This is a genomic window from Agrobacterium sp. ST15.13.015 (assembly GCF_027871645.1).
Lineage (GTDB): Bacteria > Pseudomonadota > Alphaproteobacteria > Rhizobiales > Rhizobiaceae > Agrobacterium > Agrobacterium leguminum.
The window spans coordinates 24,925-49,960 of sequence record NZ_JAQAHF010000009.1; the positions used below are offsets into that span (position 1 = coordinate 24,925).

Here is a 25,036-nt window from a genome sequence, read left to right on the forward strand (position 1 = left end):
CCTTCACCTCGTTATCGCCGGGCGATAATCCGCATCGCCCCAATGGTGTTCCTTCCTGCCGGCGCGGGCCGCAGGCGGCGCATAATGGCGGGCAAGCGCCAGCAGTGCGGCGCGCAGCAGCAGTTTTGCCGACCGCGCCGGCCATTGCCTTTCCCGCTCCACCGTCTCCAGCCCCTTTTCGAAGCAGCAGATATCGATGGCGACGCCCGACAGTTCAGGCCCCATCGCATCGGCTGCGCGGGAAAACCGCGTTCTTGCGGCCATTGCCGCCTCTGTGAGATCGAGCGCGCCTCCCGCCTCCCCTTTCGTGCGGTTCGCTATTCTCGGCTCCCATGTCGCCGTTACCTTCGGGTTGAGATGGCCGCGATGAAAATCGGCGGCGAGGCGCTCGCCCGCCTCCAGAGCATCCGCCGGGAAAAACGCCGCACCGTCCCGTTCCTTCAGCCTTGCAAGGCTGGTCAGGGGAGAGGTGTTGAGATTGCGCCGCGCCTGCTGCTTCGCATCGCCAACATCCACAATAACCGTCTGCATATGCCGGTGCTGTTCCTGAAAGACCTCGTCCCGGTCTTTCACCATTGCCCGTTTCAGGCAGGAGGCGAGCGGCGGTGCGGCGGAAAGGGTGTTTTCCCGCTGCTCGACCAGCCCGGAGGAAATGGCAAACCGCACCGTCGCGGCCGGAAACCGCAGCGCCGTGTGGCCTGCCCGCGCCCGGCGCAGGACGATATCGCCGCCCTCCTGCGACATCTCCGCCGCGCCCGCGGCGATGCAACGCAGCAGGCGCAGGAGATGAGGGTTAGGGGAGGCAACGGGCGTGCTTTTTTCCTCACTCATCCCGGGCGCCTTTCATCGCGTTAAAGATACTGCCGGTAACCCGCTCCAGCGCGGCGACGAACTCATCGAATGCCGGTTCGTCACGCCGGTCCTCCACCACCTGGCAGGCATGGCCCACCGTCGTCCTGTCCCGGCCGAAACACGGCCCGATATCCGACATGGGAATACCGAGCTGCACATGGCAAACATACATGGCAATCTGGCGGATGTGGCATTCCGTGCGCCGGCTGTCGCGGCGCACCAGCGTTCGGTCGCCCGTCAATTGCACCATCTCGCCGGTGAGCTGCCGTACCAGACGGCAAAGACGGGAAATCTCATCCCGCCCGGCCGCAGACGGCCAATGACGAAAAGGACGATCACCGACCCGCGCACAAGGCCGCGCGGCGGCAGACAGAAACATTGTATCCGACGGCATATGCAACTCCTCTACGAATAGGAATTAATTCATACACCCGAGAGCAAGCATGGGGAAGCGCAAATTTGGCATCGGCGATTATGCGATTGATAAGGCTTTATTTTTGCAGAATTGATATGCGCGATAAAGGATTTTTTTCCTCAATCGAAATTTTGAGCGACATAAAAAGTCGGTCGAGAACCGGTTCCCGGGTCTGGTGCGATGCAGTTCTCGATCGCGAAAGACCCCTCTCACGGCGCAGGCGCGCCAAAGCTGGATGCGGGATACGGGGGCGGCAGGACGGAGGTGAGGTCTTCGAACCCCAGAAACGAAATCGGCCGGTCAAAAGACCGGCCGTATTGCTTTGCGACTTCCGGCTATCTGTCAGGACAGCAGCCGGACCGTCTTTAAAATCAACGGCTGGCCTTGCGGCGCTGACCGAGACCCATTTCCTTGGCGAGCCGCGAGCGGGCTTCGGCATAGGCGGGCGCAACCATCGGATAGTCGACCGGCAGGTCCCATTTTTCGCGATATTCTTCCGGCGTCATGCTGTGATGCGTCGTGAGATGCCGCTTGAGCGACTTAAAAGAGCCGCCACATTCCAAACAGACGATGTGGTCATCCTGAACCGACTTGCGGACAGAGACGGCAGGCTTCTGCTTTTCGACATTGACCGCCACCGATGCCGGTGCCGATGTTCCGCTGAGTGCCGTGTGAACATCCGAAATAAGGCCGGGAAGCTCAGTTACCGGAACGACGTGGTTGCTAACATAGGCAGCCACAATATCCGCAGTCAGTTCGACCAGCAGATCCTGGGCGTTACCGTATGCAGTTTCCGTCATTTAAGTATCTCCTGTTTATTAATCCCCTGACGCGGGCGAACGCCGCATCGAGCGATGTGAAGTTACCCGGTGCCCCACCTTCGCCTTGTTGAAACCAACATGAAACCTACCCCTAGATTTCGAGCGAAAACCGGAAACGAATTGGTCCGAGATTCAACTTATGGCCCGCGACATGGGCAGCAATGGTCCGATGGGCCATAGATTAGACATTAATAAAATGCCTATGCCGACTATGAAGAGGCTAGATGCAAATCGCGATTAGCAACTTTACACTTAATTTGGATAACAGCAAAACAGCAAAAGTCAAATTCCTATTGTGAATTTTTCAGTTCAAAACAGTCTAATCGGAATACAAAAAATTACGGGTAATAAAATACTATGCCAAGTAGCAATTGAAAATGAATACCCCCAATTATTGGGGGGATTTTCAACTTCAAATTTTCTTGATGTCATCAACTACCGATTTAACGGCAAGCGGATAACCTGCCTTGTGAGCGGCCATGGCAAGAAGATGTGCCGAGACCGGCGCGGTAAGGACAAAGAAGAAAAAACCGGCGAGCGCCCGCGCCAGCGTCGATATTTCCATGGAATGAATGCCGACAGCCAGAAGCAGAAGGCCGGACCCCACCGTTCCCGCCTTGGAAGCCGCATGCATGCGGGTATAGACATCCGGCAGCCGATTGAGGCCGATTGCCGCGATCAGCGAGAAGATGGCGCCTGAGACCAACAGCGCCGCAACCAGAATAGCCACGATCCAAGCCATCATCGCCTGCCCTTTCCTTTTCTGTTGGCGACACCTTTTTCCATATTTTTTTCAATGGCTTCAGATGCCCTTTCGCCATCGAGAACCGCCGCCGGCCTGCGCCGGCCGTCCGGGCCGCGCGACAGCACGAAGCGGGCGAAGGCAACCGTTGCCAGAAAACCGACCAGCCCGAGCGCAATCGCAATATCGACGTAAAGATTGAAGCCGGTGCGGATGGCGATGACTGCGATAAAGCCGATGGCGATGCCCACCAGCATGTCGAGCGCAACGATACGGTCCGGCAAGGTGGGGCCGACGACGACGCGATATACTGTCAGCAAAAAGGCGGCCGACAGAACAACCGATGCAAGTATAGTTGCAAATGAAACTATTTGTTCCGGCGTCATATCTGAAACGCCTCCATGATCTTTCTTTCAAAGCCGTTGCGGATGTCGTTTTTCGTGGCCTCGATATCGCTGCAGTCGATCGCGTGCACGTAAAGCGTTTTCCTGTCCGCCGAAACATCGACCGACAGCGTGCCCGGCGTGAGCGTGATGAGATTGGCGAGCAGCGTGATCTCGAAATCGGTCGTCACCGTCAGCGGATAGGCAAAAATGCCGGGCTGCACGTCGAGCTTCGGCCGGGTCACCAGCACGGCGACCTTCCATGCCGAGAGCGCCAGCTCCTTGAAGAACAGCAGCACCAGCGAGAGCACGCGGACAAGCCTGAGCCAGTGGTTGCGCCCGCCGGGAAGCTGGTGGCGGATGATGCCGAGCGCCAGCGTCGAAACGACAAGGGCGAAAATGATGTTCGCGAGCGTGACGCTGCCCGTCACGGCGAGCCATACGGCAACGAAAAGCAATTGTACGAGATAGAGGCTCATGGTTTGCCCCCTTCGGTAAAGACCGACTGGATATAGGCCTGCGGATTACCGAGGCCTGCGGCCGCCTGCTGGCTGAGATTGAGCAGGCTTTCCGGAAACAGGCCGAAAAATACCACCAGCAACGTCAGCCCCACCAGCGGCGCGAAAGACGGCGCTGCCGAGGGCGATGCCTGCGGCACGGAAGGCTGACCGGTGGATGCCGCAACGGGACGCCAGAAACACAAAAGGAATATCCGCCCGAAAGCGATGGTGGCGATGAAACCGGAGGCGAGGATGGCGCCGGCGAGCCACCAGGCGCCGATATCGATCGCCGACTTGACCAGCACCGCCTTCGGCCAGAAGCCGGAAAAGGGCGGCAGGCCGGAACCGGCGAAAAACAGCGCCAGCGCCAGCGCCGAAAACCACGGAGCCTGCTGGTAAAGGCCTCTAAGCGAGGTGAGGCTGAAACCGCCGCCGAGGCGGGCCGCATGGCCGGCGGCGAGATAAAGCGCCGTCATCAGCACCATGGAATGCAGCGCGTAAAAAATGGCGCCGGTGACACCGGAAGGCGTGCCGATGGCGATGCCGGCCATCATGTAGCCGATACCCGATATGACGATATAGCCGAGCATGCGGCGGATATCGTTCTGGGCGAGCGCGCCCATGGCCCCGAGCACCATGGTCAACGCCGCCGAGATGGCGATGACGATGCTGAGTTCTTCCCGCTCGACCGGAAACAGCATGACCATGACGCGCAGCAGCGAATAGATGCCGACCTTGGTGAGCAAGCCGCCGAACAGGGCGGAAACGACAATGCGCGGCGTGTGATAGGAAGCGGGCAGCCAGAAATTTACCGGGAAGGCGGCGGCCTTCATGGCGAAGGCGAGCGCGAACAGGCTCGCAAGCGTCATCAGCGGCGCGGTCTCCCGCAGCCCGGTCGCCTTCTGCGCGATATCGGCCATGTTGAGCGTGCCGAAGATGGCGTAGAGATAACCGACCGTTATCAGGAACAGCGTCGTGCCGATGAGGTTCAGAACGGCGTATTTCAGCGCGCCGTCGATCTGCTCGCGCGTCGAGCCGAGCACGATCAGGCCGAAGGACGAGATCAGCAGCACCTCGAACCAGACATAGAGGTTGAAGATGTCGCCGGTCAGGAAAGCGCCGGTGACACCGGCCATCAAGAGCATCAGGAAGGGATAAAAACCGTAGCGCCTGCCGCTGGCGTCGATATCCGCGCCGGCATGGATGGCGCCCGCCAGTGCGACGATGGCCGCGGCAAGCGACAGCAGCGCGCCCGTCAGGTCGGCGGTAAAGGCAATGCCGAAGGGCGGCAGCCAGCGGCCCATGACCATGGTGAAGGGGCCATCAGTGGCGACCTTCCACAAAAGCGCGGCATCGAGCAGCACCAGCAGGAACAGCGCCGCGATGGCGACGGTCGCGTGGTGGCGGATGGCGTGGCGCATCATCATCAGCACCGCGCCTGCGCCAATACAGAGCGCGATGGGAAGAATGATCAGCCAGTCGGACAGCGGCACGGGCGTCGTGACGAGCGCTGCGGAAAGGTCGGTGACTGCGGATGTGGTGGAGGATGCCATGTGTCTCAGCCTCGCCGCTCAATAACCGAGCGGCGGCAAGGGCTCGCCTGCGGGTTCTGCGGTGCGCATTTCGTCCGTATCGTCGGTCTGTAGTTCCTGAAACGCACGCCAGGTCAGAACCAGAAGGAAACAGAAGAAGGAAAAGGAAATGACGATTGCCGTGAGGATGAGCGCCTGCGGCAGCGGATTGGCCGCACCCGCGGGCAGCGTATCCATGCCGGGCGGAATGATCGGCGGCACTTCGCGCGTCAGCCTTCCTGCCGTGAACAGCAAGAGGTTCACCGCATTGCCGAGAATGGCGATGCCGAGCAGCATGCGGATGCTGTGGCGCGACAGCATGAGATAAATCGCCACCGAAAAGAAGATGCCGACGAGAATGGAGAAGACCGCTTCCATCAGTCGCTTTCCCTTTCTTCCAGCGCCAGCGCAATGGAGGTGATGGCGCCGACCACGACGAGATAGACACCGATATCGAAGGACATGACGGTGGAGAGCGGTATTTCGACACCGAACAGGTTCGGATAAACCCACAGCCCGGTCATGAAGGGCACGCCGGCGGCGATGGAAACGAGGCCGGAAAACATGGACAGCAGCAGCCCCGCCCCCGCAATCGACAGCGGATGAAACATGATGGCGCGCCTGACTGCGGTGACGCCATAAGCGATGCCATAGATCGCCAGCGCCGAGACCGCGATCAGGCCGCCGATGAAGCCGCCGCCGGGCTCATTATGGCCGCGCAGCAAGACGAAGATGGAAAACAGCACCATGAGGCTGGTGACGACAGGGGCGACGGTGCGCAGAATGAGCGTGTTCATGCCCGCGCTCCTTTCTTCTTCGCGGTCTTGGCCGATCCCTTGACAGCGACTCCCTTGATGGCAGCAGCCGGGCGGATGCGGATCAGCGCGAGAATGGCGAGACCCGTTATCATCACCACCGCGATTTCACCGAGCGTATCCGTGCCACGGAAGTCGACGATGATGACGTTGACCACATTGGCGCCGTGGGCGATGACCTTGGAATAGGTGTTGTAGAAATCCGTCAGGCGGTTGTCGAAGCTCGCCTCGGTCGCGCGCATCAGGAACAAAGCGAAGCCGGTTCCGCAGGCGATGGCGATGGTGCTGTCCAGCAGCTTCTGGCCAAGGCCGCGATGGTCTGACGGCGACAGGCGAAGCCGCGTCATCACCAGCGTCAGAATGACCACCGACAGCGTCTCGACCATGAATTGGGTGAAGGACAGATCGGGCGCGCCGAAGAGCAGGAAGATGACCGCCACCGCAAAGCCCTGAATGCCGAGCGCGATGATGGCGGTGAGTCGGCTCGACGCCGTCAACACTGCGATGAGCCCCGCCACGGCAATCGCGATGAAAGTCAGCTCATGGACCGGCATATCGCGCGGCCATGACGGCATGGACGGCAATTCGCCATAAAGGAACAGCGGCACAAGCAGCACGGCGGCGACGACGGCGAAGGTGGCGGTGACGTAAAATTCCAGCCTGCCCGGCTGAATGAGCCGGGTGATGTGGAACGAGACTTTCACCAGCATTTCGATGAAGACGTCAAAGCCCCTGTCCGGCCCTGCCCCCAGCGCCTTGAAGGTGCGGTCGATCAGTCCACGGACGGCGGAAAGCTGCGTATAAAGGACGATGCCGAGCGCGATGGTGAGCAGCGACAGGCCAAGCGGCACGCCGATATGGGGAATGAGCGAGATTTCCACCGGGCGCACCTCACCGGCAATGGCGCTCGCCATGGGTGTCGAGACGTAGAAATGCGCGATGCCGGAGAACAGAGCGATGGTCAGCCCCTTCAGCGCCAGAAGCGCCGGGCCGAGCCAGAGCAGTAGCGGACCTTCATGCGCGTGTTTCGGAGTCTTCACCGGCTTGCCGAGGAAGGGTTTCAGCGCCACCGCAAAGGCGACGGCGAACATCAGCCCGTTGCCGAGGATGGCGATGCCGGTGAACAGCACGGCGCGCGGATTGCCATGCGCCAGCGCGTAATAAATCTCTTCCTTGGCGAGAAAACCGAAGAAAGGCGGCAGGCCGGCCATGGAAATCGCAGCCGCCAGCGCCGCCGCAAAAGTGATCGGCATGGCTTTTCGCAGGCCGCCGAGCTTCGTCACGTCGCGGGTGCCGGTCTCGTGGTCAATGATGCCGGCGACCATGAAGAGCGCGCCCTTGAACAGCGAATGGGCCACCAGATAAAGCACCGCCGCCTCGATGGCATGGTCGGAGCCGAAACCCGTCAGCATGACCAGCAGGCCGAGCGACGACACCGTCGTATAGGCGAGCATCAGCTTGAGATCGGTCTGGCGCACGGCCAGCAGCGCGCCGGTGAGCATGGTCAGCCCGCCGAAGAAGGGCAGCAGGATCTGCCAGGCGGCGGTATCGCCGAGAACCGGGTTGAGGCGCATCAGCAGATAGACGCCGGCCTTCACCATGGTTGCCGAATGCAGATAGGCGGAGACCGGCGTTGGCGCTTCCATGGCGTTGGGCAGCCAGAAATGGAAGGGAAACTGCGCCGACTTGGTGAAGGCGCCGCCGAGAACAAGAAGCAGCGCGGCCAGATAAAACGGGCTGTCGCGCAAGACATCGCCGCCGCGCACCAGCATCGACAGCTGCGTCAAGCCGCTGATATCCCAGATGAAAATCAGCCCGGCGAGCAGCAGCAGACCGCCGCCGCCCGTCACCACCAGCGCCTGCAGCGCGGCGCGGCGCGAGGCGGCGCGCTCATGGTCGAAGCCGATCAGCAGGAAGGAGGTGATGGATGTGAGTTCCCAGAAAACGAACAGCATCAGCAGGCTGTCGGAAACCACGACGCCCAGCATCGCCCCCATGAAAAGCAGCAGGAAGGACAGGAACCGGCCCTGCTGCGGATGGCCTTTCATATAACCGCCCGCATAAAGCACGATCAGCAGGCCGATGCCGGTGATCAGCAACGCAAAGGTCAGCGACAGGCCATCGATGAACCAGGAGAAGCTGAGATTGAAGCTCGGCACCCAGGCATAACCGCCTGTCACCACCCCGCCTGCCGCGATTTCGGGCAGCATCAGCGCAAAATGCGCAAAAGCGAGAGCAGGCGCAATCGCCAGGACCCACGCCGCATTGTGACCGAACCTTTTAACCAGGACGGGTGCGGCAAGCGCTGCCAGGAACGGCAGAAACAGCGACAGGAATGTCAACGGCGTGACATCTGATGTCATTCACATCTCCCGGGATGTCCCCCACCCCTGCGCGCCAATAATGGCGTTCTTTAAAATCGATTTTTCCAGTTAAGGCATAGACAAAGCCATCTCAACCCAAATCGACACTCCCGGCCCATAACGAACGCGTTATGAGGCGTCGCCCCTTTCAATCCGCCTCCGCGATGACTATTTGAGGCGGGAACAGAAAGGATCATTCCATGAGCGATCTGACATCCCCAAAAATCAAAAAAAGCGATGCCGAATGGCGTGAACAGCTGACGCCGGAGCAATATCGCATCCTGCGCGAACACGGCACCGAGCGCGCCTTCACCGGGCCCTATTGGGATACATTCCAGAAAGGCCTCTATCGCTGTGCGGCCTGCGACGAGCCGCTGTTCCTCTCCGATACGAAATTCGATGCCGGCTGCGGATGGCCGAGCTATTTCGAACCGGTAAAGCCGGGCGCCGTGACGGAACATCGCGACGCCAGCTACGGCATGGTGCGCACGGAAATCCGCTGCGCCAATTGCGGCGGCCATCTCGGCCACGTCTTCCCCGACGGCCCGAAGCCCACCGGCCTGCGTTATTGCATCAACGGCCATTCGATGGTGTTCGAGCCGGTTTGATTGGGCAATGGTAACGCCTATGCGGCATGCGACGTCGGCTTGCGGACGTCCACCCCAAGCACTCAGCGTCATCCTCGGGCTTGTCCCGAGGATCTGCAACCCGTTGACTTAATTCGACGTGATTAGATCCTTGGGACAAGCCCAAGGATGACGGAGGAGAGGTTGAACGCCCGCGCCGGAGCCGCTTTCTCTAGGCAACCCGCCCGGGAACTAGTTCAGCTTCAGTTCCATACACGTCAAATCCAGCCAGCGGCCGAACTTGGTGCCCACTTCCGAAAACCGGCCGACGACCCTGAAGCCGAGGCTTTCATGCAGGCGGATGGAGGCGGTGTTTTCCGCCTCGATGGCGGCGATCAGCACGTGCACGTCGTTGCCGGAGGCATGATCGATCAACGCCTGCATCAGCTTCTTGCCGATGCCGTGGCCGCGCGCATCCTTATGCACATAGACCGAATGTTCGCGGGTGTGGCGATAACCGTCGAAAGCGCGCCAGTCGCCATAGGAAGCGTAGCCTGCGACCTTGCCGTCGAGGATTGCGACGATGACCGGAAAGCCGCGTGACTTGCGGGCGGCGAACCATTCCCTGCGGTTTTCCAGATCGACCAGCACGTCGTTCCAGATCGCGGTCGTATTCAGCACCGCATCATTGTAAATCTCCATGATGCCGGAGAGATCGTCCACGGTCGCGTCGCGCAGTTGCACGCTCATTGTCGTTCACCCTTTTTCCTGCTCGCAGCGGCGGTATTTTCGGCCGCCATCTGCACGAGGATTAGGCGATGATGCGAATGGCTGTCCAGTACCCATCCCGCCATCGGGGCGCATTCTTCAGGATGCCAGCGGCACGAGGCTGAAGGAGGTGACCACAGCGAGATAATGAACGGCGGCGGCGGCGACCACGAAAGCGTGCCAGATGGCATTCTGGAAGCGCAGCTTTTCCCAGACATGGAAGATGACGCCGAGCGAATAGATGACGCCGCCGGCGACGATCAGCCAGAGCGTGACGGGTGCCAGATGCGACGACAGCGGCCCGACCACCATGACGCCGCTCCAGCCCATGGCGAGATAAAGGCCGATGGCGACCCGGTCGTAACGGCCGGGAAACAGGCATTTGAGAAGGATGCCGCACAGCGCCGCAAGCCAGATCAGCCCCAGCATGACGGCAATCAGCGGATCTTGGATGCCGCGCATCAGAAAGGGCGTATAGGTGGCGGCGATGAGAATGAAGATCGCCGAATGATCCAGCCGGCGCAGGAACCATTTTACGTTCGAGTGCGGCCAGATATTGTAGGTGAAAGACACGGAAAGACAGGCGACGAGGCCGAGACCGTAAATCCATGCAGCGGCGATCGCGCTGAGCGTCCCCCACGCGGTCGCGTAGAAAATCAGCGCCGTGGCACCGATAAGCGCAAACACGATGCCGACACCATGGACGATGCCATCGGCGACAATCTCGTGAAAATCATACTGGCGCCCGAACCGCCACAAATCGCTCATAGTCCAATCCCGTCTGCGTGCTTTCCTCAAAGCATGGAGACAATATTAGACAGGAACAAGACAGCGCCCGGTTAACGGCAATCAAATTGCGTTCGAGGCTGTTGCGAAAGGAGAGGTTGGGGGCAGGCGACGTTCCCTGGCGATAAGGATGAGTTTTTCAGGTTGTCGTACCTACACACCGTCATACCGGCCCTGAGCCGGTATCCAGCCAGCCCAAGTCCTTGGGCTGAAAGAACTCTCTCGCCGCGCAGACGCGCGTCGGCTGGATGCCGGATCAGGTCCGGCATGACGGAGGAAAGGTCGTTCACCCCTCACAACGCCGCAGCGCATTCCTGGCAAAACGGCGTATAGGGCACCGCCTTCAGCCGATCCTCCGAAATCCGCTTGCCGCATTTGACACAGGTGCCGAAGGTGCCGCTGGCGATACGGTCGAGGGCTGCGTCGATGGCGCGCAGCTCGTCCTGACCCACCTGCCCCAGCTCGTCCAGCACCTCGTCATTGCTGCGTTCGGTGGCGCGATCCTCGTCATCGGGATTGCGAGGCTCTTCGAAATCGGCTTCGATTTTGTGCAGGCGGCGATAAAGCTCGCGCTGGCGGTCACGCAGGATTTTCTCGTAACTTTCGACATTCATGTTTTTTCCTCCAGCCAATCTTCTTGTATCGTCGCATTTCCAGACGGAAAACTGGATCCCACTTTTCCTTGGAATGCTTGGGGGCGGAAAACCCGCCCGCAATGCTAAAACGTCAGGCTTTTATCGGTCCACCAGCACCGAGCATTTGGCGTGGCGCACCACGCGGTCGGCGGTGGCGCCGATGAAATAATTGCTGAAATCCGGCGTGTGCGACGCGATGATGATGAGGTCGGCCTTGTGCTCCTCGGCGGCGGCGATGATTTCACGCGCGGGCGCGCCGCTTCTGATTTCCTGGCTGCCCTTGAAACCGGCCCTGGTCTTGATGTCCGAAAGCTTGGTCTTGGCGTCCTTGATGGCGTTTTCGATCAGGTCGACAGGCAGGTCGATCGCCATATAGCCCGGCAGTTCCTCGACAACATTGATGAGAACGATCTCGCCGTCCGGGTCCAGAAGCGCCTTGGCCTTTTCGAGAATCTTTTCCCCCTTGTCGGTGGCGCTGAGGTCTACCGGTACGATGATCTTCTTGTACATGGCTGTCTCCTTTGGCTTGATCCGCCGTTTAGCGTGTCGGGCTAGGCTTATATTTCCCCTTAGGCACGGCCTTCACCTTGATCGAAGTCAAAAGCCGGAGCCGGGCCGGAACGGGGCATTGTCAACGAATAGTGGACAGTCAATCGCCAGACGACGATCTTTGCTGAACGACGAAACCAGCCCATATTCGCCTTCGACAAACGCCGCAAAGCGGCGTCGGCCGATGGTTTCGGCGACCGATCCGCCCCAGGGCGCTTCGGATTCAATATGGAGATCATGATGAGTGAAATCAAACAATTCGCCCTGACGCGGCCGGCCTATGTCGGCCAGGCGCATCTCGTCGTTCACGATCTGCCGCGCGTTTCGGATTTCTACCAGAAGATCATCGGCCTTTCCGTTCTTGAAAAGAACCCGAGCGGTGAAGTGCTGGGTGTCGGCGGCCAGCCGCTGCTCACGCTTTCAACCTCCAGCACGGCGGAACGCGCGCCGCGCAACGCCGCAGGCCTGTTCCACACCGCCTTCCTGATGCCGAGCCGGAACGATCTGGCCCATTGGCTGGCGCATGCCGCCCATAACAATGTCCAGTTTCAGGGCGCGTCCGACCATCTGGTCAGCGAGGCGATCTATCTTGCCGACCCGGAAGGCAACGGCATCGAAGTCTATCGCGACCGTTCGCCGGATGAATGGACCTACCAGCAGGACGGCACGGTGGAGATGGCCACCCTCGGCCTCAACCTTCAGGCGCTTTACGACAGCGCGCCGAAGACGGCCTTTACCGGGGCGGCGGAAGGAACAGCCATCGGCCACATCCATCTGCAGGTGGGCAATATTCCGCAGGCGGATGAATTTTATCAGGATGTGCTGGGGCTGAAGATCATGGCGCGTTATCCCGGCGCGAGCTTCTTCGGCTCCGGGGCCTATCACCACCATGTGGCCGCCAATATCTGGAACAGCCGTGGAGCCATGGCCCGCAAGGACAACATGACCGGCCTTTCCGGCTATTCGCTGACATTCAACGAGCCGGCCGCGCTTGAGACGGCGATTGCCGCACTCGACCGGCTGGAAATCGCCACAGAGCGGCAAAGTGACGGCATTGTCCTCAAAGATCCGTGGGGCATCGGCCTAAAGCTTTCCGCCTAAACGCAAAAAAGGGGCCGCGGAAATTTTCGCCGCCCCGGAACCGCCACATTTTTCGAACGTTTGTCACCTTATTGGGGGACCGTTCGATGAATGAAAATGCCAGGCCGGACAAGACCGGCAGCTTGGTCAACACCGCGGCAAACGCTGCGGCAACAAGAGCGGACCCGCTGGAGGTGCCAGCTTCCGGCTCACGGCGTGACGATGTGCGCAGCCAGCAGCCGCTTGGCCGCGAAGCGCTGGATGTGGTCGTCGCCTGGTCGGTGATCGGCATCTTCCTCATCATGCTGATGGCGGTCATCCACGAATTGTCGCTCATCCTCATTCCGGTGGTGATGGCCATCGTGGTGGGCATGATTCTCGGCATCGCCGCCGAAAAGCTCGGTTCCTACGGCATTCCCGGCTTCGGCGTCGCGCTCATTCTATCGAGCCTCGTGGCGGCGGTGATGTTCTTCGTGGTCAATTCGCTGACCGAGCCGCTCTCGCTTCTCGCTTCGGAAGGGCCGGCGCTGGTGGAGCGCAGCATCGACCGTTTCCTGCCCTATCTGCAAAGCCTCAGATGGCTGAATATTTCGGCGGCGAGCTTCAGTCTGGGCTCGATGTCGATGGAATCTTTGATTTCGCGCAGCGGTGAAATCATCTCGCTGCTCGGCGCCAACATCACGCCCGCCGTCATTCAGGGCCTGATCTTTCTCGCCGCGCTGCTGATGTTCCTCTATAGCCGGCTGCGGCTGCGCAAGGCGATCATCATGGCCTTTCCGGCCCGCCACCAGCGGCTTCGCACCATCCGTATCATCGGTTCGGTGGAAGAGGTGCTCGGCACCTATTTCGCCACGGCGGCGCTGATCTATGCCGGGCTGGGCGTGACGATGGTGGTCATCGCCTATTTCGGCGGACTGGCCATGCCGCTTCTGTGGGGGCTCTTCGCCTTTCTCTCCAGCTTCGTGCCGTTTCTCGGCATCACCGCCATGACGATTTCGCTGACGGTGGCGGGCATCATCACCCATGACAACATCATTCTGGCGCTGCTGCCGGCGGCGATCTTCTTTACCATTCACCTGTTGATGGAAAACCTCGCCTTTCCGGCGGTGGTGGGCCGCAACATGGAGATAAACCCCTTCCTCGTCTTCGTGATGATCATCTTCTGGACGTGGATGTGGGGCGCGGCCGGGGCCATGCTGGCGCTGCCGCTGTCGCTGATCGTCATGACGGTGACGCGGGAACTCTTCCCCTCACGCCGGGTGGTGCCCAAACTGCCGGATTGACCGGCGGTTTTCCGGCGGCCGGCGCGTGGGGTTTACCCCCCTCTGCCCTGCCGGGCATCTCCCCCTCAAGGGGGGAGATCGATCTGCGGCGAGGTTTCGCCCATCTCAACGTTGAGAATGAAACGGCGTTAGCGCGTCCTGCCGATCTCCCCCCTTGAGGGGGAGATGCCCGGCAGGGCAGAGGGGGGTAAGCCACACCCGCCGGCCGTCAATCGACAATCTCATGAAAACCAGCAGTCAGACCGCTCAGGAAGCGAGCGGCATTCCCTGCGCCTCAATCTGCGCGCTCGCCATGCGGCGCTCATGCTCTAGCAGCCATTTTTTGCGCCACAGACCGCCGCCATAGCCGGTCAGGCTGCCATCCGCGCCCAGTACACGGTGGCACGGAACGACAATCGCAATCTGGTTCGCGCCATTGGCGCGGGCCACCGCACGCACGGCGGATGACCTGTCCATGGCGGTTGCGAGGGAGGAATAGCTGACGATCTCACCCGCCCGTATTTCCCGCAGGTTGCGCCAGACGTCGCGCTCGAAGGGTGTGCCGTGGCCGGCGAGCCGCGTTTCGAAGGCGGCCGAATGCCCGGCGAAATAGGCCTTGAGTTCCGCTTCGATCTGGCCGGTCACAGCCGTCCGGCCAAGCACCATATCCGCGCCGGTGCGCGTCTTCAGCCGCCTCAGCTCGGCCGGAAGCGCCGGCCGGTCGGCGAATTCGAGGAGATGCAGGGCATGATCGTCGGCCACGGCGAGCATCGGGCCGATCGGCGTATCGATCCAGTCACCCTTCAAAAACCCCTTGCCTTTCATGGCGGCGGGCGATGAGCCGAAAAACTGGTTGATGGCGGAGCGGAAACCGCTGCCGGATTCGTAACCGGCATCGATCTGCGCGCCGATCACCGCTTCGCCGGAAGCGAGGCTTTCCGCCGCATCGCCTACCCGCCGCAATCTGGCGATCTCCAAGAAGCTCATGCCAAAACGGCGCTTGAAGGTGCGACGCACGGTGGAAGGATCATGGCCCATCGCCACCACATCCTCCTCGCGCCAGCGCCGCGCCGGTTCGTTTTCCAGCGCCGTCAGCAGCGATGTCACGGTCTCATCGGCCGTGCCATAGGCGAGCATCGGCTTGCAGCGTTTGCAGGGGCGGAAACCGGCTTCCAGACATTCGGCGATGGTCTCGCGGAACCGGCAGTTTTCGATCTTCGGCTTGCGCGCCGTGCAGGTGAAGCGGCAGAAAATCTTCGTCGACGTCACACACACATAGGCCACGCCCTCATAGGCGGGGTCCTTGTTCACAAGGGCGGAATAGAGCGTTTCGGTGTCGGGGCGTTTGAACAGCATCATGGGAAGTATGCTAGCGCAAATTTAAGCAGCACGCCGCCGAAAAACGGGCATGGATGTGAGGGATGTTGTCGGCTCGTTTCGTCCACGCCGTTTGGCCAAGCCGGTGCGGCATATTTCTTCTCCCCGCCGGGGAGAAGGTGGCGTGCAGCGCCGGATGAGGGGGCGACGGTGGAGAGATGCGGGGAGCTTGCCCCCTCATCTGCCCTTCGGGCATCTTCTCCCCGACGGGGAGAAGAAACGGGCGGCAACCTTGCGGATCAATTCCCCGGCGGTGCGAAGGACGGATCGTCCAGCCTTGTGAAAATCACGCCGCGCGCCTTCAGCGCCAGAAGGCCCTTCACCACGCCCTCGCCCGCTTCATGGGTGGGCTGGTTGATGTGGGAGATGATGACATCGCCATCCCTGGCGGAAGCGATGTGTTTCGCCGTCGCGGCCGCCCCCAGCAGCGAGCCGCCATCGCCATTGACGGAATAACCAGCCACCCGCATGCCCAGCCGGTTGATGGTGGCCATGGATGAGCCTGTGTATTTGGCCGTCGCGCCACGGAACCATTGCGGCTGGAGGCCGGTGGCGGCGACGATGGCCTGACGGCCGCCCTCCACTTCCTGCTCGACCGCCGCTTCAGAGCCGGCGGCGGCGATGCCGTAGATGGAAACCGGCTTATCCACTGCCGGCACATGGTTTTCGCCATGGTTTTCGATTTCGAAGAGGTCCGGATGCGCCATGAGCGTGGCCAGCGCCTCGCTATTATGTTTCAGCCAGCGGGCGGTGACGAAGATCGTCGCCGGAATGCGCTCCTTCACCAGCGTATCCAGAATGCGGTGGTCGGTCTTGCCCATGCAGGCGTCCAGCGTCATCGCCACCCGCACCTTGCCGTCATGCTGCGGCGACATTTTCAGCGTCGGCTCGACAAGGCCGGTCCCCGCAAAGGCGGCGGAAGAGGCGCAGAAAAACAGGGTGACGGTGAAGAGGCGACGCAGCATTTTATGTTCCGGAGTGTGAGAGGTGGCAATCCGCCCGCAAAGCGCCCGAATTAAGGCGCGATTTCCAGTGCCGACAGGGCCTCCAGCGCCTCTTCCACCCGCTGGCGTTCGGCGCTGGTGAGCGGCAGGATCGGCCGGGGCGGTTCGCTCACCGTGAGCGACAGGATGTTGGCGGCGGCATAAACCACGCGGATACTGCCGAATTCCTTAAACAGCGCCCAGAGCGGCTGGAAGGCCGCATCGATTCTCTTTGTCTCTTCCTGATTGCCGGCCTGAGCCGCCCGCATCAGCTGCAGGGCCGGAACCGGCAGCAGACCGGCGACGACGCTATACCATGTGTCGCCGCCGGCAAGCGTGGCCTCAGTGCAGCCCCAGTCACCGCTATAACCGATGGCGAAATCTTGCCCCAGCTTCGGCCTCAGCCGCGCAAGTTCGCCCGCATAATCGGAATCGGCCGGCAGCGGCATCTTGATGGCGCGGATATTGGGGATATAGGCAAGCCGCACCAGAAGCTCGTCGCTGAAGGAAAACCGCGTCGTCGTCGGGTTGTTGTAGATGGCGAGCGGCAGCGCCGTCGCACCCGCCACGGCGGCGAAATGGTGATAGGCCTCTTCCTGCGTCAGCGGCGTATAGGATACGGGCGCGAGCAGCAGCGCATCCGCGCCGGCCGCTTCCGCATCCCTGGCCAGCGCCACGGCGTCATCGGTGCGCAATGCGCCGACGCCGGCCATCAATATGCGCTTGCCCTTGAGGATGGCGGCGGCGGCCTCGATGGCGCGACGTCTCTCCGCGCGCGACAAATACATATAGATGCCGGTGCTGCCGAGAATGCCGATGGAATCCACCTCGGCCGCATCAAGCCGCTCGATGAGGGCGGAAAAGGCCTGCGTGTCGACCTGCCCGGCCTCGTCGGCCGGCGTGATCGGAAAAGCCGAAAGTCCCTTGAATCGTGTCGCCATGCCCATCTCCCTCGCTTCGATCGAAAGTCAGGGTTACAGAGCCGTTGACGACGCGGCAACAAAGCGGCGGCTAAACGCCGGTCTGAAATCGAAAAATTCCGCTCTCAGTCATAAAGATACAACTTCTTCCACTGCTCTTCGGGAATTTTATCGCCCACACGGTAGTCGAAGGACTGGATGCTGAGACTGTCGCTCTTTAGCTGGCACTTGTATTTGAGCTTGTACCATTCGCCCGCGCTCCTGAAGACTGCGCCCGGAGCCTTGATGGAGTTCTTCCCCACTTCCGGATCGCCGAAAGTATAGGCGATGACCTTGTCCGGCCGCATGCCCTTCTGCTCGGTCGCTATCCTTTCCATCGCCTCGATATCGCAGCGCTGTTCCAGCCGCTCTTCGGGGGCAAGCGCGTTCAACTGCCGCATGACGCTGGCGTCGATCGCGAAGGCGGGGGTGAAGGTCTGCAAGCCAAGGAAAAAGGCAGAAAGGGCAGCGGGAAGAAGCTTTCGCATGGGATCCTGTCAGTTTTTTCGTTTGTTCTTGTGGTGGGCGGCAGGCCGGGCGGCCTGCATCCATCATCGCTGATTTGCCGGATATTGCTAAAATGTGATCGAAAGCTGACGAAATTGTGCCCAAGCCGCATTCCGCCTGTGGAGATTTGAAACTTGATCGGCTGGAAGAGGAATATCAGTTGCGATTCTTTTGAAGTGACCGTCCTAAAAATCTTGCCATCTCCCCAAATTTAAAGAATAACTTGAGAAACAAATTCATTTTTTAAATAACTAAATTCCAATATTAATTTAAATTTCGGTACATTATGAAAAATACAATTATCAATTTCACGATTCTTGCCTTTTTTCTTTCCGGCTGCACTCAGACAGATAAAGAAAACGCCAAATCTCGGCTTTTAAGGACCTTTGCCAATGTCACTCTCGGTGCGGACATCGCCACGCAGGTGTGGGCAGCAGATGCTGAATACAAAGCACTCAATCTCAACAAGGCCTATATAAAGGCGACCGCGACAACCTACCCCATTTCCCACCGACCGGCCGACAAGGCATTCGGAAAACTGGGCGATTATGTTGTGGAATTGAAGAACATTGAGCAAAATCCAGATATTGGCGACATAAATCAGGCTGGATTGACCAAGCAAGTCAATATGTACCTGAATGCCAAGCGGTTTTGCCAGGGTCTACACGTTTTTGTAAAGCTATTTGATGAACCTGTTTCGCTCTACGACCCTGTAACAAAGCGGGCCGGTATATTGATAAAATGCGTGCCTTCCGGGCAGGTCAAGCCGGAGCATTGGCTGATGCCCATCGAGGTCCGAAGTTCGGAATATGGACCCAGGGTGGGCATTGGTTACATTGCGAGAGAGAAAGACTAACACGGCCATTCGTGATGAGCAGAACCCAGGACACCGCAAGTATCAATCCGAGGGTGAGGCGGGGCGCAAAAAAATGTTAGGGTCGTCGCCGACGAATCTTTCCTAGCGCCGTTCATCATACGAAAGCGAGTTTCCCTTGCCGATTTTCAAGAACCTGCCTGCCGCCCCGACCGCCGAAAAACGGCCCGTTCAGGACACGCATCACGGCATTACCCGCACCGACGATTATGCATGGTTCCGGGCCGATAACTGGCAGGCCATGTTCAAGGACCCTACCCTGCTCGACCCATCGATCCGCGCCCATCTGGAAGCGGAAAACGCCTATATGGAAGCGGCCATGGGTGACACCAGGGCGCTTCAGGAAAAGCTGTTTACGGAAATGAAGGGCCGCATCAAGCAGGATGATTCCTCCGTGCCGGTCAATGACGGGCCTTATGCTTACGGGACATTGTTCGTGACCGGCGGCGAGCAGCCGCATTATTTCCGCACCCCGCGCGGCGGCGGCGAAAAACATGTGCTGCTGAACGGCGACAAGGAGGCCGAGGGCAAGGATTATTTCCGTCTTGCCGGCCTCGACCAGTCCTCCGATCACAGCCACGGCATCTGGGGTTACGACGACAAGGGCTCGGAATATTTCACCCTGCGCATCCGCAACCTCGAAACCGGCGAAGACCTTGCCGATGTCGTGGAAAACACCGGCGGCGGCGGCGCATGGGCGCCCGATGGCAAGAGCTTCTTCTATACGCTGCAGGACGAGAACCACCGTCCCTCCAAGGTCTTCCACCATATCATCGGCGAGCCGCAATCGGCCGACCGGCTGGTCTATGAAGAAAAGGACCCCGGTTTCTTCATGGGCGTCGGCGCGTCGGTGCTCGACGATTTCATCTTCATCGACATTCACGACCATGAGACCAGCGAATATCGCATTCTCTCCACCAAAGACCTGACCGCCGAGCCTGCTATCGTGGCGGAGCGCGAAGAGGGCATCGAATATTCGATGTGCGAAGGCGGCGATGTCTTCTTCATCCTCACCAATGACGGCGACGCCAAGGATTTCCGCATCGTGGAAGCACCGGTCACCGCACCCGGCAAGGAAAACTGGAAAGAAGTCGTGCCGCATGAGCCGGGCCGCCTCATTCTCTCCGTCGATGCCTATGCCCGCCACCTGATCTGGCTGGAACGCCGCGACGGCCTGCCGCGCATCGTCATCCGCGACCGCCGTACCGGCGAGGAACATTCCATCGCCTTTGCCGAAGAGGCCTATTCGCTCGGCCTGCATGGCGCGGCGGAATATGACACGGATGTGATCCGCTTCTCCTATTCCTCGATGACGACGCCGAGCCAGCTGTTCGATTACGACATGGTGACGCGCGAGCGCACACTGCTGAAGACGCAGGAAGTACCCTCCGGCCACAATCCGGATGATTACATCACCCGTCGCATCATGGCCCCTGCGCATGATGGCGAGCTGGTGCCGGTCTCCCTGCTCTATCGCAAGGATGTGGCGCTTGACGGTTCCGCCCCCTGCCTGCTTTATGGTTATGGCGCTTATGGCATCACCATTCCGGCCTCCTTCTCCACCACCACACTGTCGCTCGCCGACCGTGGTTTCATCTATGCCATCGCCCATATTCGCGGCGGCAAGGACAAGGGTTTCGAATGGTACGAAACCGGCAAGATGGAAGCCAAGCAGAACACCTTCAGGGATTTCATCGCCGCTGCCGATCATCTGGTTCAGGAAGGCTTCACCTCCTATCAGGGCATCATCGCCGAAGGCGGCTCGGCCGGGGGTATGCTGATGGGAGCCGTTGCCAATATGGCGCCGGAGAAATTCGCCGGCATCATCGCCGCCGTTCCCTTCGTGGATGTGCTCACCACCATGCTGGATGACACTTTGCCGCTCACCCCGCCGGAATGGCCGGAATGGGGCAATCCGCTGGAATCGGCAGAGGAATATGGCTGGATTGCTGCCTACAGCCCCTATGACAATGTGGGTGCGAAGCCTTACCCGCCGATTCTCGCGCTTTCCGGCCTCACCGATCCGCGCGTGACCTATTGGGAGCCGACCAAATGGGTGGCGAAGCTGCGTGAGAAGACGACGGGGGAAGCACCCATCCTGCTGAAAACCAACATGGCGGCCGGCCATGGCGGCAAATCGGGCCGTTTCCAGCGGCTGGAAGAAATCGCCTTCGAATATGCCTTTGCGCTGAAGGTGGCCGGCAAGGACGCGGCGTGACCCGCTGATGGCGGAACGGGCGGCTGAGAGCCGCCGCCCGTTCCGAAAACAGTATAAAAATACCCATCAAAAACCCGTTTTCGAATATTTTTTCCACAAAATCACGCCGGCATTTTTTCTTTAAATACCACGTTACGGCATAACGGATTTTTATTTCAAAATACTGAAATTCAAAATATACCTCAGCAAACTCAGAATATATTTTCAGTATTACGCCAGACGTAAAAATGTTCCGGGAATCGAACGCATGGCTGCGATGCACCATTTTGCGTTGCAATATCACTTTTTGGCCGTATTATGCCGGTCGTTGACATATTCATGCGCCTTTTCGCCGCGTTTCCTGCGGCAATGCCGCAGCGTGTTCTGCGGATATTCTTCTTGCCGTCTTTTTTCGGCTTTTCCATGCGCCATGTCAGTTCGCCCTTGGCAATCCGGGCTTTGCAGTGCTCCCGCTTTGCCAATTGAAAACACTGCATCAGACTTGGGGGTCTTACACATGAAGAAACTCCTGGCCTCGACCATTCTCGTAACGGGCTTTATCATCGCTGCCGGTGCAGCAAATTCCGCCAATGCCGCCGAAGAGTGCGGCAACATCACCATCGCCGAAATGAACTGGGCATCCGCCGGTGTCGCGGCTTACGTCGACAAGTTCATCATGGAAAACGGCTATGACTGCACGGTCAATGTCGTCAGCGGCGATACCATGCCGACCTTTGCCTCCATGAACGAAAAGGGCCAGCCGGACATGGCGCCCGAATTGTGGGTGAACGCCGTGCGCGAGCCGCTCGACGCCGCCGTCAAGGACGGCCGCATGATCGAGGCATCGAAAATTCTTTCCGAAGGCGGTATCGAAGGCTGGTGGATCCCGAAATTCATCGCCGACGCCCACCCCGACATCAAGACCGTCGAGGATGCGCTGAAACATCCCGAACTTTTCCCCGCCCCGGAGGACGCCAGCAAGGGCGCGGTGCATAATTGCCCCTCCGGCTGGAACTGCCAGGTGACCACCGCCAATCTCTACAAGGCGCGCGAGGGCGACAAAAAGGGCTTCACGCTGGTCGACACCGGCTCTGCCGCCGGCCTCGACGGCTCCATCGCCAATGCCTTTGAAAAGAAGCAGGGCTGGCTCGGCTATTACTGGTCGCCCACCGCCATTCTCGGCAAATACGAGATGGTGAAGCTGGATGACGGCGTCGAGCTCGACCGCGCCCATTTCGACGACTGCACGGCGAAGGTCGATTGCGCAGCGCCGAAGGTCAATGCCTATCCGGTTGCCGATGTCTATACCGTCATCACCAAGGACTTCGAAAGCAAGGCCGGCGTGACGCTGGACTACATCAAGGCCCGCCACTGGGACAACAAAACGGTCGCCGAAATCCTCGCCTGGATGGATGAGAACCAGGGCACCAACGAGGATGGCGCGGAGTATTTCCTCGAGAACCACGAGGAAATCTGGACGAAGTGGGTTCCGGCCGAGGTGGCGGAGAAGATCAAGGCTTCGATGTGATTGGTTAGTGGGGAGTCGGCGTAAGCCGCTTACCCCCCTCTGCCCTGCCGGGCATCTCCCCCTCAAGGGAGGAGATCGGCGGGGCGCGCTTTCACCGCTTCATCCTCAACCATCAAGATGGGCGAGACCTTGCCGCAGATCGATCTCCCCCCTTGAGGGGGAGATGTCCGGCAGGACAGAGGGGGGTGCCCGCGCACTCCAACCTCCACCACCCATCCCCCGAAACCCAAAGGGAAAACAACAATAATGACCCTCTGCACTTACCTGCCGGACATGCTCTGCAAGTTCCCGGCCATCGACAATTCCACGATGCGTGTGGCACGCAAGACCATCGATGATGGTTTTCGCGACATCGTGCGCAACTACGGCGATGCGATCGATGTGATCGTGCATCCGCTGCAGCTCTTCCTCAATTCCTCGGAGCGGCTGTTCATCCAGACACCGTGGATCATCACGCTCCTCATCATTCTCGCCATCGTGCATCTGGCCGGTCGCAGCTTCAGGATTACCGGCGGCACAGCGCTCGCCCTGCTGATGATCGGCGCCGTCGGCCTCTGGCGCGACGCCATGACGACGCTCTCCATCGTCGCCATCGCCACCCTGATCGCCATCGTCATCGGCCTGCCGCTCGGCATCCTGATGGGTCGTTCCGAACGCCTGCAACGCCTCATCAATCCCGTGCTCGACGTGATGCAGACCCTGCCAAGCTTCGTTTATCTCATCCCCGTGGTGGTAATTTTCGGCATCGGCAAGGTTCCGGGCCTGATCGCAGTGGTGATCTATGCCATTCCGCCCGTCATTCGCCTCACCAGCCTCGGCATCCGCCTGGTGGACCGGGAGGTGCTGGAAGCGGCCGATGCCTTCGGCTCCTCCAATGGCCAGAAGCTGTTCAATGTGCAGCTGCCGCTGGCGCTGCCCACCATCATGACCGGCATCAACCAGACCATCATGATGGCGCTCGCCATGGTCGTCGTCGCCTCCATGGTCGGTGTCGGCGGGCTCGGCAAGAACGTGCTGCAGGCCATCAACAACCAGTTCTTCACGGTGGGCTTCCTGAACGGTTTCGCTCTGGTCGCCATCGCCATCATGTTCGACCGGGCGAGCCAGGCTTTCGGCAAGCGCCTGCAGAAATACCGCGAGGTCTCCCATGGCTAAAAGCATCGAAATCAGGAATCTTTACAAGATCTTCGGCAAGCATCCCGAGAAGTACCTCGAAGCGGTGCGATCCGGCATGGACAAAGCCGAGCTGAACGACAGGCACAACCACGTTCTCGGTCTCAACAACATCAACATCACCATGCCGGGCGGTAAGATCACCGTCGTCATGGGGCTGTCAGGCTCCGGCAAGTCGACGCTGATCCGCCATATCAACCGGCTGATCGATCCGACCGCCGGCGAGGTTCTTTACGACGGCGAGGACATTTGCGGTATGAGCACCTCGGCGCTCAGGCAATTCCGCCGCCACAAGACGGCGATGGTGTTCCAGAAATTCGGCCTTCTGCCGCATCGCACCGTGCTGGAAAACAGCGTCTACGGTCTCGACATCCAGGGCGTGCCGCGCAGCAAGAGCGAGGAAAAGGGCCGCTACTGGCTGGAGCGCGTCGGCCTTGCCGGTTACGAGGATTATTATCCGAACCAGCTTTCTGGCGGCATGCAGCAGCGCGTCGGCCTTGCCCGTGCGCTTGCCAACGATGCCGATATCCTCCTCATGGACGAGGCCTATTCGGCGCTCGACCCGCTGATCCGCGTCGACATGCAGACCATGCTGCTCGATCTGCAGCAGGAGCTGAAGAAGACCGTGGTGTTCATCACCCACGATCTGGACGAGGCTTTGCGGCTGGGTGACCATATCGCCATCCTGAAAGACGGCGAAGTGGTGCAGCAGGGCGACGGCCAGAGCATCATCCTCTCCCCGGCCGATGGTTACGTCACCGAGTTCGTGCGCGACGTCAATCGCGGCCGCGTGCTGCAGGCGACCACGGTGATGGAGCCGCTGGAAAGCCGCCCCGAGGGCATGCCCGTGCCGGAAAATGCGACGCTGGAAACAATCGCCCGCGACATGTCGGAAGCCAACGAGACCACCGCCCATGTGGTGGACGAGGACGGCAAACCGGTCGGCAGCATCGGCCTCGATACGCTGGTGGCTGCGATGGTGACGCCCGCGCCGCAGGATGTTGAGGCGGAGGCGGAAACGGCGGAGAAGCCGGAGAAGCTCCTGGAAGCGGCTATGCCTGTGGAGAAGGAAACGGCGTAATCCGGCGCCGGACGGATTGGCCGCGTCCGCGAGATTTCCTCTTTCCGTCATACCGGCCTTGAGCCGGTATCCAGCCAGCCCAAGTCCTTGGGCTGAAAGAACTCTCTCGCCGCGCAGACGTGCGGCGGCTGGATGCCAGATCAAGGCGGAATGAGGGGAATGAGGTGTTCACGGCGCCAGAAATTTAACCCGGACTGCAATGCCGCGAGGGATAAAGCTGGCAATCGCCTCCTGCCCCGCCCCCTTTAT

General features: G+C 60.1%; 28 protein-coding genes. 8 read left to right on the forward strand and 20 right to left on the reverse strand.

What is annotated here, in order from left to right:
* Nucleotides 1-3: 3 nt before the first annotated feature.
* The 10 genes from PIB16_RS15055 to PIB16_RS15100 all read right to left on the reverse strand — a co-directional run bounded on the left by PIB16_RS15055 (nt 4) and on the right by PIB16_RS15100 (nt 8,462).
* On the reverse strand, nt 4-831 hold the full coding sequence (locus PIB16_RS15055) for a DUF6456 domain-containing protein (protein WP_174035782.1): 828 nt from the start codon (nt 829-831) through the stop codon (nt 4-6).
* Nucleotides 824-1,246: a helix-turn-helix domain-containing protein gene (locus tag PIB16_RS15060; protein WP_080856102.1), complete on the reverse strand. Its 423-nt coding sequence runs from the start codon at nt 1,244-1,246 to the stop codon at nt 824-826. The genes PIB16_RS15055 and PIB16_RS15060 overlap by 8 nt, the downstream gene beginning before the upstream one ends.
* A 392-nt stretch (nt 1,247-1,638) precedes the next feature.
* Nucleotides 1,639-2,067 (reverse strand): MucR family transcriptional regulator Ros, encoded by a 429-nt coding sequence (ros, locus tag PIB16_RS15065; RefSeq protein WP_003509257.1) that lies wholly within the window; start codon nt 2,065-2,067, stop codon nt 1,639-1,641.
* A gap of 433 nt (nt 2,068-2,500) precedes the next feature.
* Nucleotides 2,501-2,833 carry a monovalent cation/H(+) antiporter subunit G gene (gene mnhG, locus PIB16_RS15070; RefSeq protein ID WP_003522295.1) on the reverse strand — a complete coding sequence of 111 codons (333 nt, stop codon included), beginning with the start codon at nt 2,831-2,833 and terminating at the stop codon, nt 2,501-2,503.
* Nucleotides 2,830-3,216 (reverse strand): cation:proton antiporter, encoded by a 387-nt coding sequence (locus PIB16_RS15075; RefSeq protein ID WP_003522294.1) that lies wholly within the window; start codon nt 3,214-3,216, stop codon nt 2,830-2,832. The genes mnhG and PIB16_RS15075 overlap by 4 nt, the downstream gene beginning before the upstream one ends.
* The gene (locus PIB16_RS15080; RefSeq protein WP_003522293.1) at nt 3,213-3,692 is read right to left on the reverse strand and encodes a Na+/H+ antiporter subunit E; all 480 of its coding nucleotides are present in this window, start codon (nt 3,690-3,692) and stop codon (nt 3,213-3,215) included. Before PIB16_RS15080 ends, PIB16_RS15075 begins: the two co-directional genes overlap by 4 nt.
* Entirely contained in the window at nt 3,689-5,266 is a 1,578-nt protein-coding gene (locus tag PIB16_RS15085; RefSeq protein ID WP_271045799.1) for a Na+/H+ antiporter subunit D, read from the reverse strand. Before PIB16_RS15085 ends, PIB16_RS15080 begins: the two co-directional genes overlap by 4 nt.
* 18 nt (nt 5,267-5,284) lie before the next feature.
* Complete coding sequence (locus PIB16_RS15090) at nt 5,285-5,662, reverse strand: Na+/H+ antiporter subunit C (RefSeq protein WP_003509263.1); 378 nt, start codon at nt 5,660-5,662, stop codon at nt 5,285-5,287.
* Nucleotides 5,662-6,081: a Na(+)/H(+) antiporter subunit B gene (locus PIB16_RS15095; protein ID WP_078051574.1), complete on the reverse strand. Its 420-nt coding sequence runs from the start codon at nt 6,079-6,081 to the stop codon at nt 5,662-5,664. Before PIB16_RS15095 ends, PIB16_RS15090 begins: the two co-directional genes overlap by 1 nt.
* Complete coding sequence (locus PIB16_RS15100; RefSeq protein ID WP_271045800.1) at nt 6,078-8,462, reverse strand: putative monovalent cation/H+ antiporter subunit A; 2,385 nt, start codon at nt 8,460-8,462, stop codon at nt 6,078-6,080. The genes PIB16_RS15095 and PIB16_RS15100 overlap by 4 nt, the downstream gene beginning before the upstream one ends.
* Nucleotides 8,463-8,662: 200 nt before the next feature.
* On the opposite strand from PIB16_RS15100, the gene msrB reads away from it, so the two are divergent.
* Nucleotides 8,663-9,070, forward strand: a complete 408-nt coding sequence (gene msrB, locus PIB16_RS15105; protein ID WP_003522288.1) for a peptide-methionine (R)-S-oxide reductase MsrB — start codon at nt 8,663-8,665, stop codon at nt 9,068-9,070.
* A 210-nt stretch (nt 9,071-9,280) separates the two neighbouring features.
* Here msrB and PIB16_RS15110 read toward each other — a convergent pair whose 3' ends face one another.
* The 5 genes from PIB16_RS15110 to PIB16_RS15130 form a co-directional block, all read right to left on the reverse strand.
* Nucleotides 9,281-9,778, reverse strand: coding sequence for a GNAT family N-acetyltransferase (locus PIB16_RS15110; RefSeq protein ID WP_020813168.1), 498 nt, complete (start codon nt 9,776-9,778; stop codon nt 9,281-9,283).
* A 117-nt stretch (nt 9,779-9,895) separates the two neighbouring features.
* Complete coding sequence (gene trhA, locus PIB16_RS15115) at nt 9,896-10,564, reverse strand: PAQR family membrane homeostasis protein TrhA (protein WP_271045801.1); 669 nt, start codon at nt 10,562-10,564, stop codon at nt 9,896-9,898.
* Between the two features lie 311 nt (nt 10,565-10,875).
* On the reverse strand, nt 10,876-11,196 hold the full coding sequence (locus PIB16_RS15120) for a TraR/DksA family transcriptional regulator (RefSeq protein ID WP_035260908.1): 321 nt from the start codon (nt 11,194-11,196) through the stop codon (nt 10,876-10,878).
* A gap of 120 nt (nt 11,197-11,316) precedes the next feature.
* Entirely contained in the window at nt 11,317-11,727 is a 411-nt protein-coding gene (locus tag PIB16_RS15125; protein ID WP_003522284.1) for a universal stress protein, read from the reverse strand.
* A gap of 87 nt (nt 11,728-11,814) precedes the next feature.
* The gene (locus PIB16_RS15130) at nt 11,815-12,024 is read right to left on the reverse strand and encodes a hypothetical protein (RefSeq protein ID WP_223215700.1); all 210 of its coding nucleotides are present in this window, start codon (nt 12,022-12,024) and stop codon (nt 11,815-11,817) included.
* On the opposite strand from PIB16_RS15130, the gene PIB16_RS15135 reads away from it, so the two are divergent.
* A complete protein-coding gene (locus PIB16_RS15135; RefSeq protein ID WP_142846565.1) occupies nt 12,007-12,867 on the forward strand; it encodes a VOC family protein in 861 nt (286 codons plus the stop codon). The two genes, PIB16_RS15130 and PIB16_RS15135, sit on opposite strands and share 18 nt — an antisense overlap.
* Nucleotides 12,868-12,953: 86 nt before the next feature.
* Nucleotides 12,954-14,129 carry an AI-2E family transporter gene (locus PIB16_RS15140; protein WP_142846564.1) on the forward strand — a complete coding sequence of 392 codons (1,176 nt, stop codon included), beginning with the start codon at nt 12,954-12,956 and terminating at the stop codon, nt 14,127-14,129.
* A 246-nt stretch (nt 14,130-14,375) separates the two neighbouring features.
* Here PIB16_RS15140 and PIB16_RS15145 read toward each other — a convergent pair whose 3' ends face one another.
* The 4 genes from PIB16_RS15145 to PIB16_RS15160 all read right to left on the reverse strand — a co-directional run bounded on the left by PIB16_RS15145 (nt 14,376) and on the right by PIB16_RS15160 (nt 17,915).
* Nucleotides 14,376-15,467: a bifunctional transcriptional activator/DNA repair enzyme AdaA gene (locus PIB16_RS15145; RefSeq protein ID WP_271045802.1), complete on the reverse strand. Its 1,092-nt coding sequence runs from the start codon at nt 15,465-15,467 to the stop codon at nt 14,376-14,378.
* A gap of 257 nt (nt 15,468-15,724) precedes the next feature.
* Entirely contained in the window at nt 15,725-16,450 is a 726-nt protein-coding gene (locus PIB16_RS15150; protein WP_271045803.1) for a polysaccharide deacetylase family protein, read from the reverse strand.
* A 50-nt stretch (nt 16,451-16,500) separates the two neighbouring features.
* Entirely contained in the window at nt 16,501-17,409 is a 909-nt protein-coding gene (locus PIB16_RS15155; protein ID WP_125144661.1) for a dihydrodipicolinate synthase family protein, read from the reverse strand.
* Nucleotides 17,410-17,513: 104 nt separating this feature from the next.
* Nucleotides 17,514-17,915, reverse strand: a complete 402-nt coding sequence (locus PIB16_RS15160) for a DUF930 domain-containing protein (RefSeq protein ID WP_059753914.1) — start codon at nt 17,913-17,915, stop codon at nt 17,514-17,516.
* A 305-nt stretch (nt 17,916-18,220) separates the two neighbouring features.
* Here PIB16_RS15160 and PIB16_RS15165 point away from each other — a divergent pair, with 305 nt between their 5' ends.
* Both PIB16_RS15165 and PIB16_RS15170 read left to right on the forward strand, forming a co-directional pair.
* Complete coding sequence (locus tag PIB16_RS15165; RefSeq protein WP_065654230.1) at nt 18,221-18,790, forward strand: hypothetical protein; 570 nt, start codon at nt 18,221-18,223, stop codon at nt 18,788-18,790.
* A 136-nt stretch (nt 18,791-18,926) separates the two neighbouring features.
* Complete coding sequence (locus PIB16_RS15170) at nt 18,927-21,026, forward strand: S9 family peptidase (protein ID WP_271045804.1); 2,100 nt, start codon at nt 18,927-18,929, stop codon at nt 21,024-21,026.
* Between the two features lie 191 nt (nt 21,027-21,217).
* Here PIB16_RS15170 and PIB16_RS15175 read toward each other — a convergent pair whose 3' ends face one another.
* Entirely contained in the window at nt 21,218-21,430 is a 213-nt protein-coding gene (locus PIB16_RS15175; protein ID WP_271045805.1) for a hypothetical protein, read from the reverse strand.
* Between the two features lie 92 nt (nt 21,431-21,522).
* On the opposite strand from PIB16_RS15175, the gene PIB16_RS15180 reads away from it, so the two are divergent.
* The 3 genes from PIB16_RS15180 (at nt 21,523) to PIB16_RS15190 (ending at nt 24,787) form a co-directional block, all read left to right on the forward strand.
* A complete protein-coding gene (locus PIB16_RS15180) occupies nt 21,523-22,533 on the forward strand; it encodes an ABC transporter substrate-binding protein (protein ID WP_174038919.1) in 1,011 nt (336 codons plus the stop codon).
* 246 nt (nt 22,534-22,779) lie between these two features.
* Nucleotides 22,780-23,688: an ABC transporter permease gene (locus PIB16_RS15185; RefSeq protein ID WP_220319350.1), complete on the forward strand. Its 909-nt coding sequence runs from the start codon at nt 22,780-22,782 to the stop codon at nt 23,686-23,688.
* Nucleotides 23,681-24,787 carry a quaternary amine ABC transporter ATP-binding protein gene (locus tag PIB16_RS15190; protein WP_271045806.1) on the forward strand — a complete coding sequence of 369 codons (1,107 nt, stop codon included), beginning with the start codon at nt 23,681-23,683 and terminating at the stop codon, nt 24,785-24,787. Before PIB16_RS15185 ends, PIB16_RS15190 begins: the two co-directional genes overlap by 8 nt.
* Nucleotides 24,788-25,036: the final 249 nt, after the last annotated feature.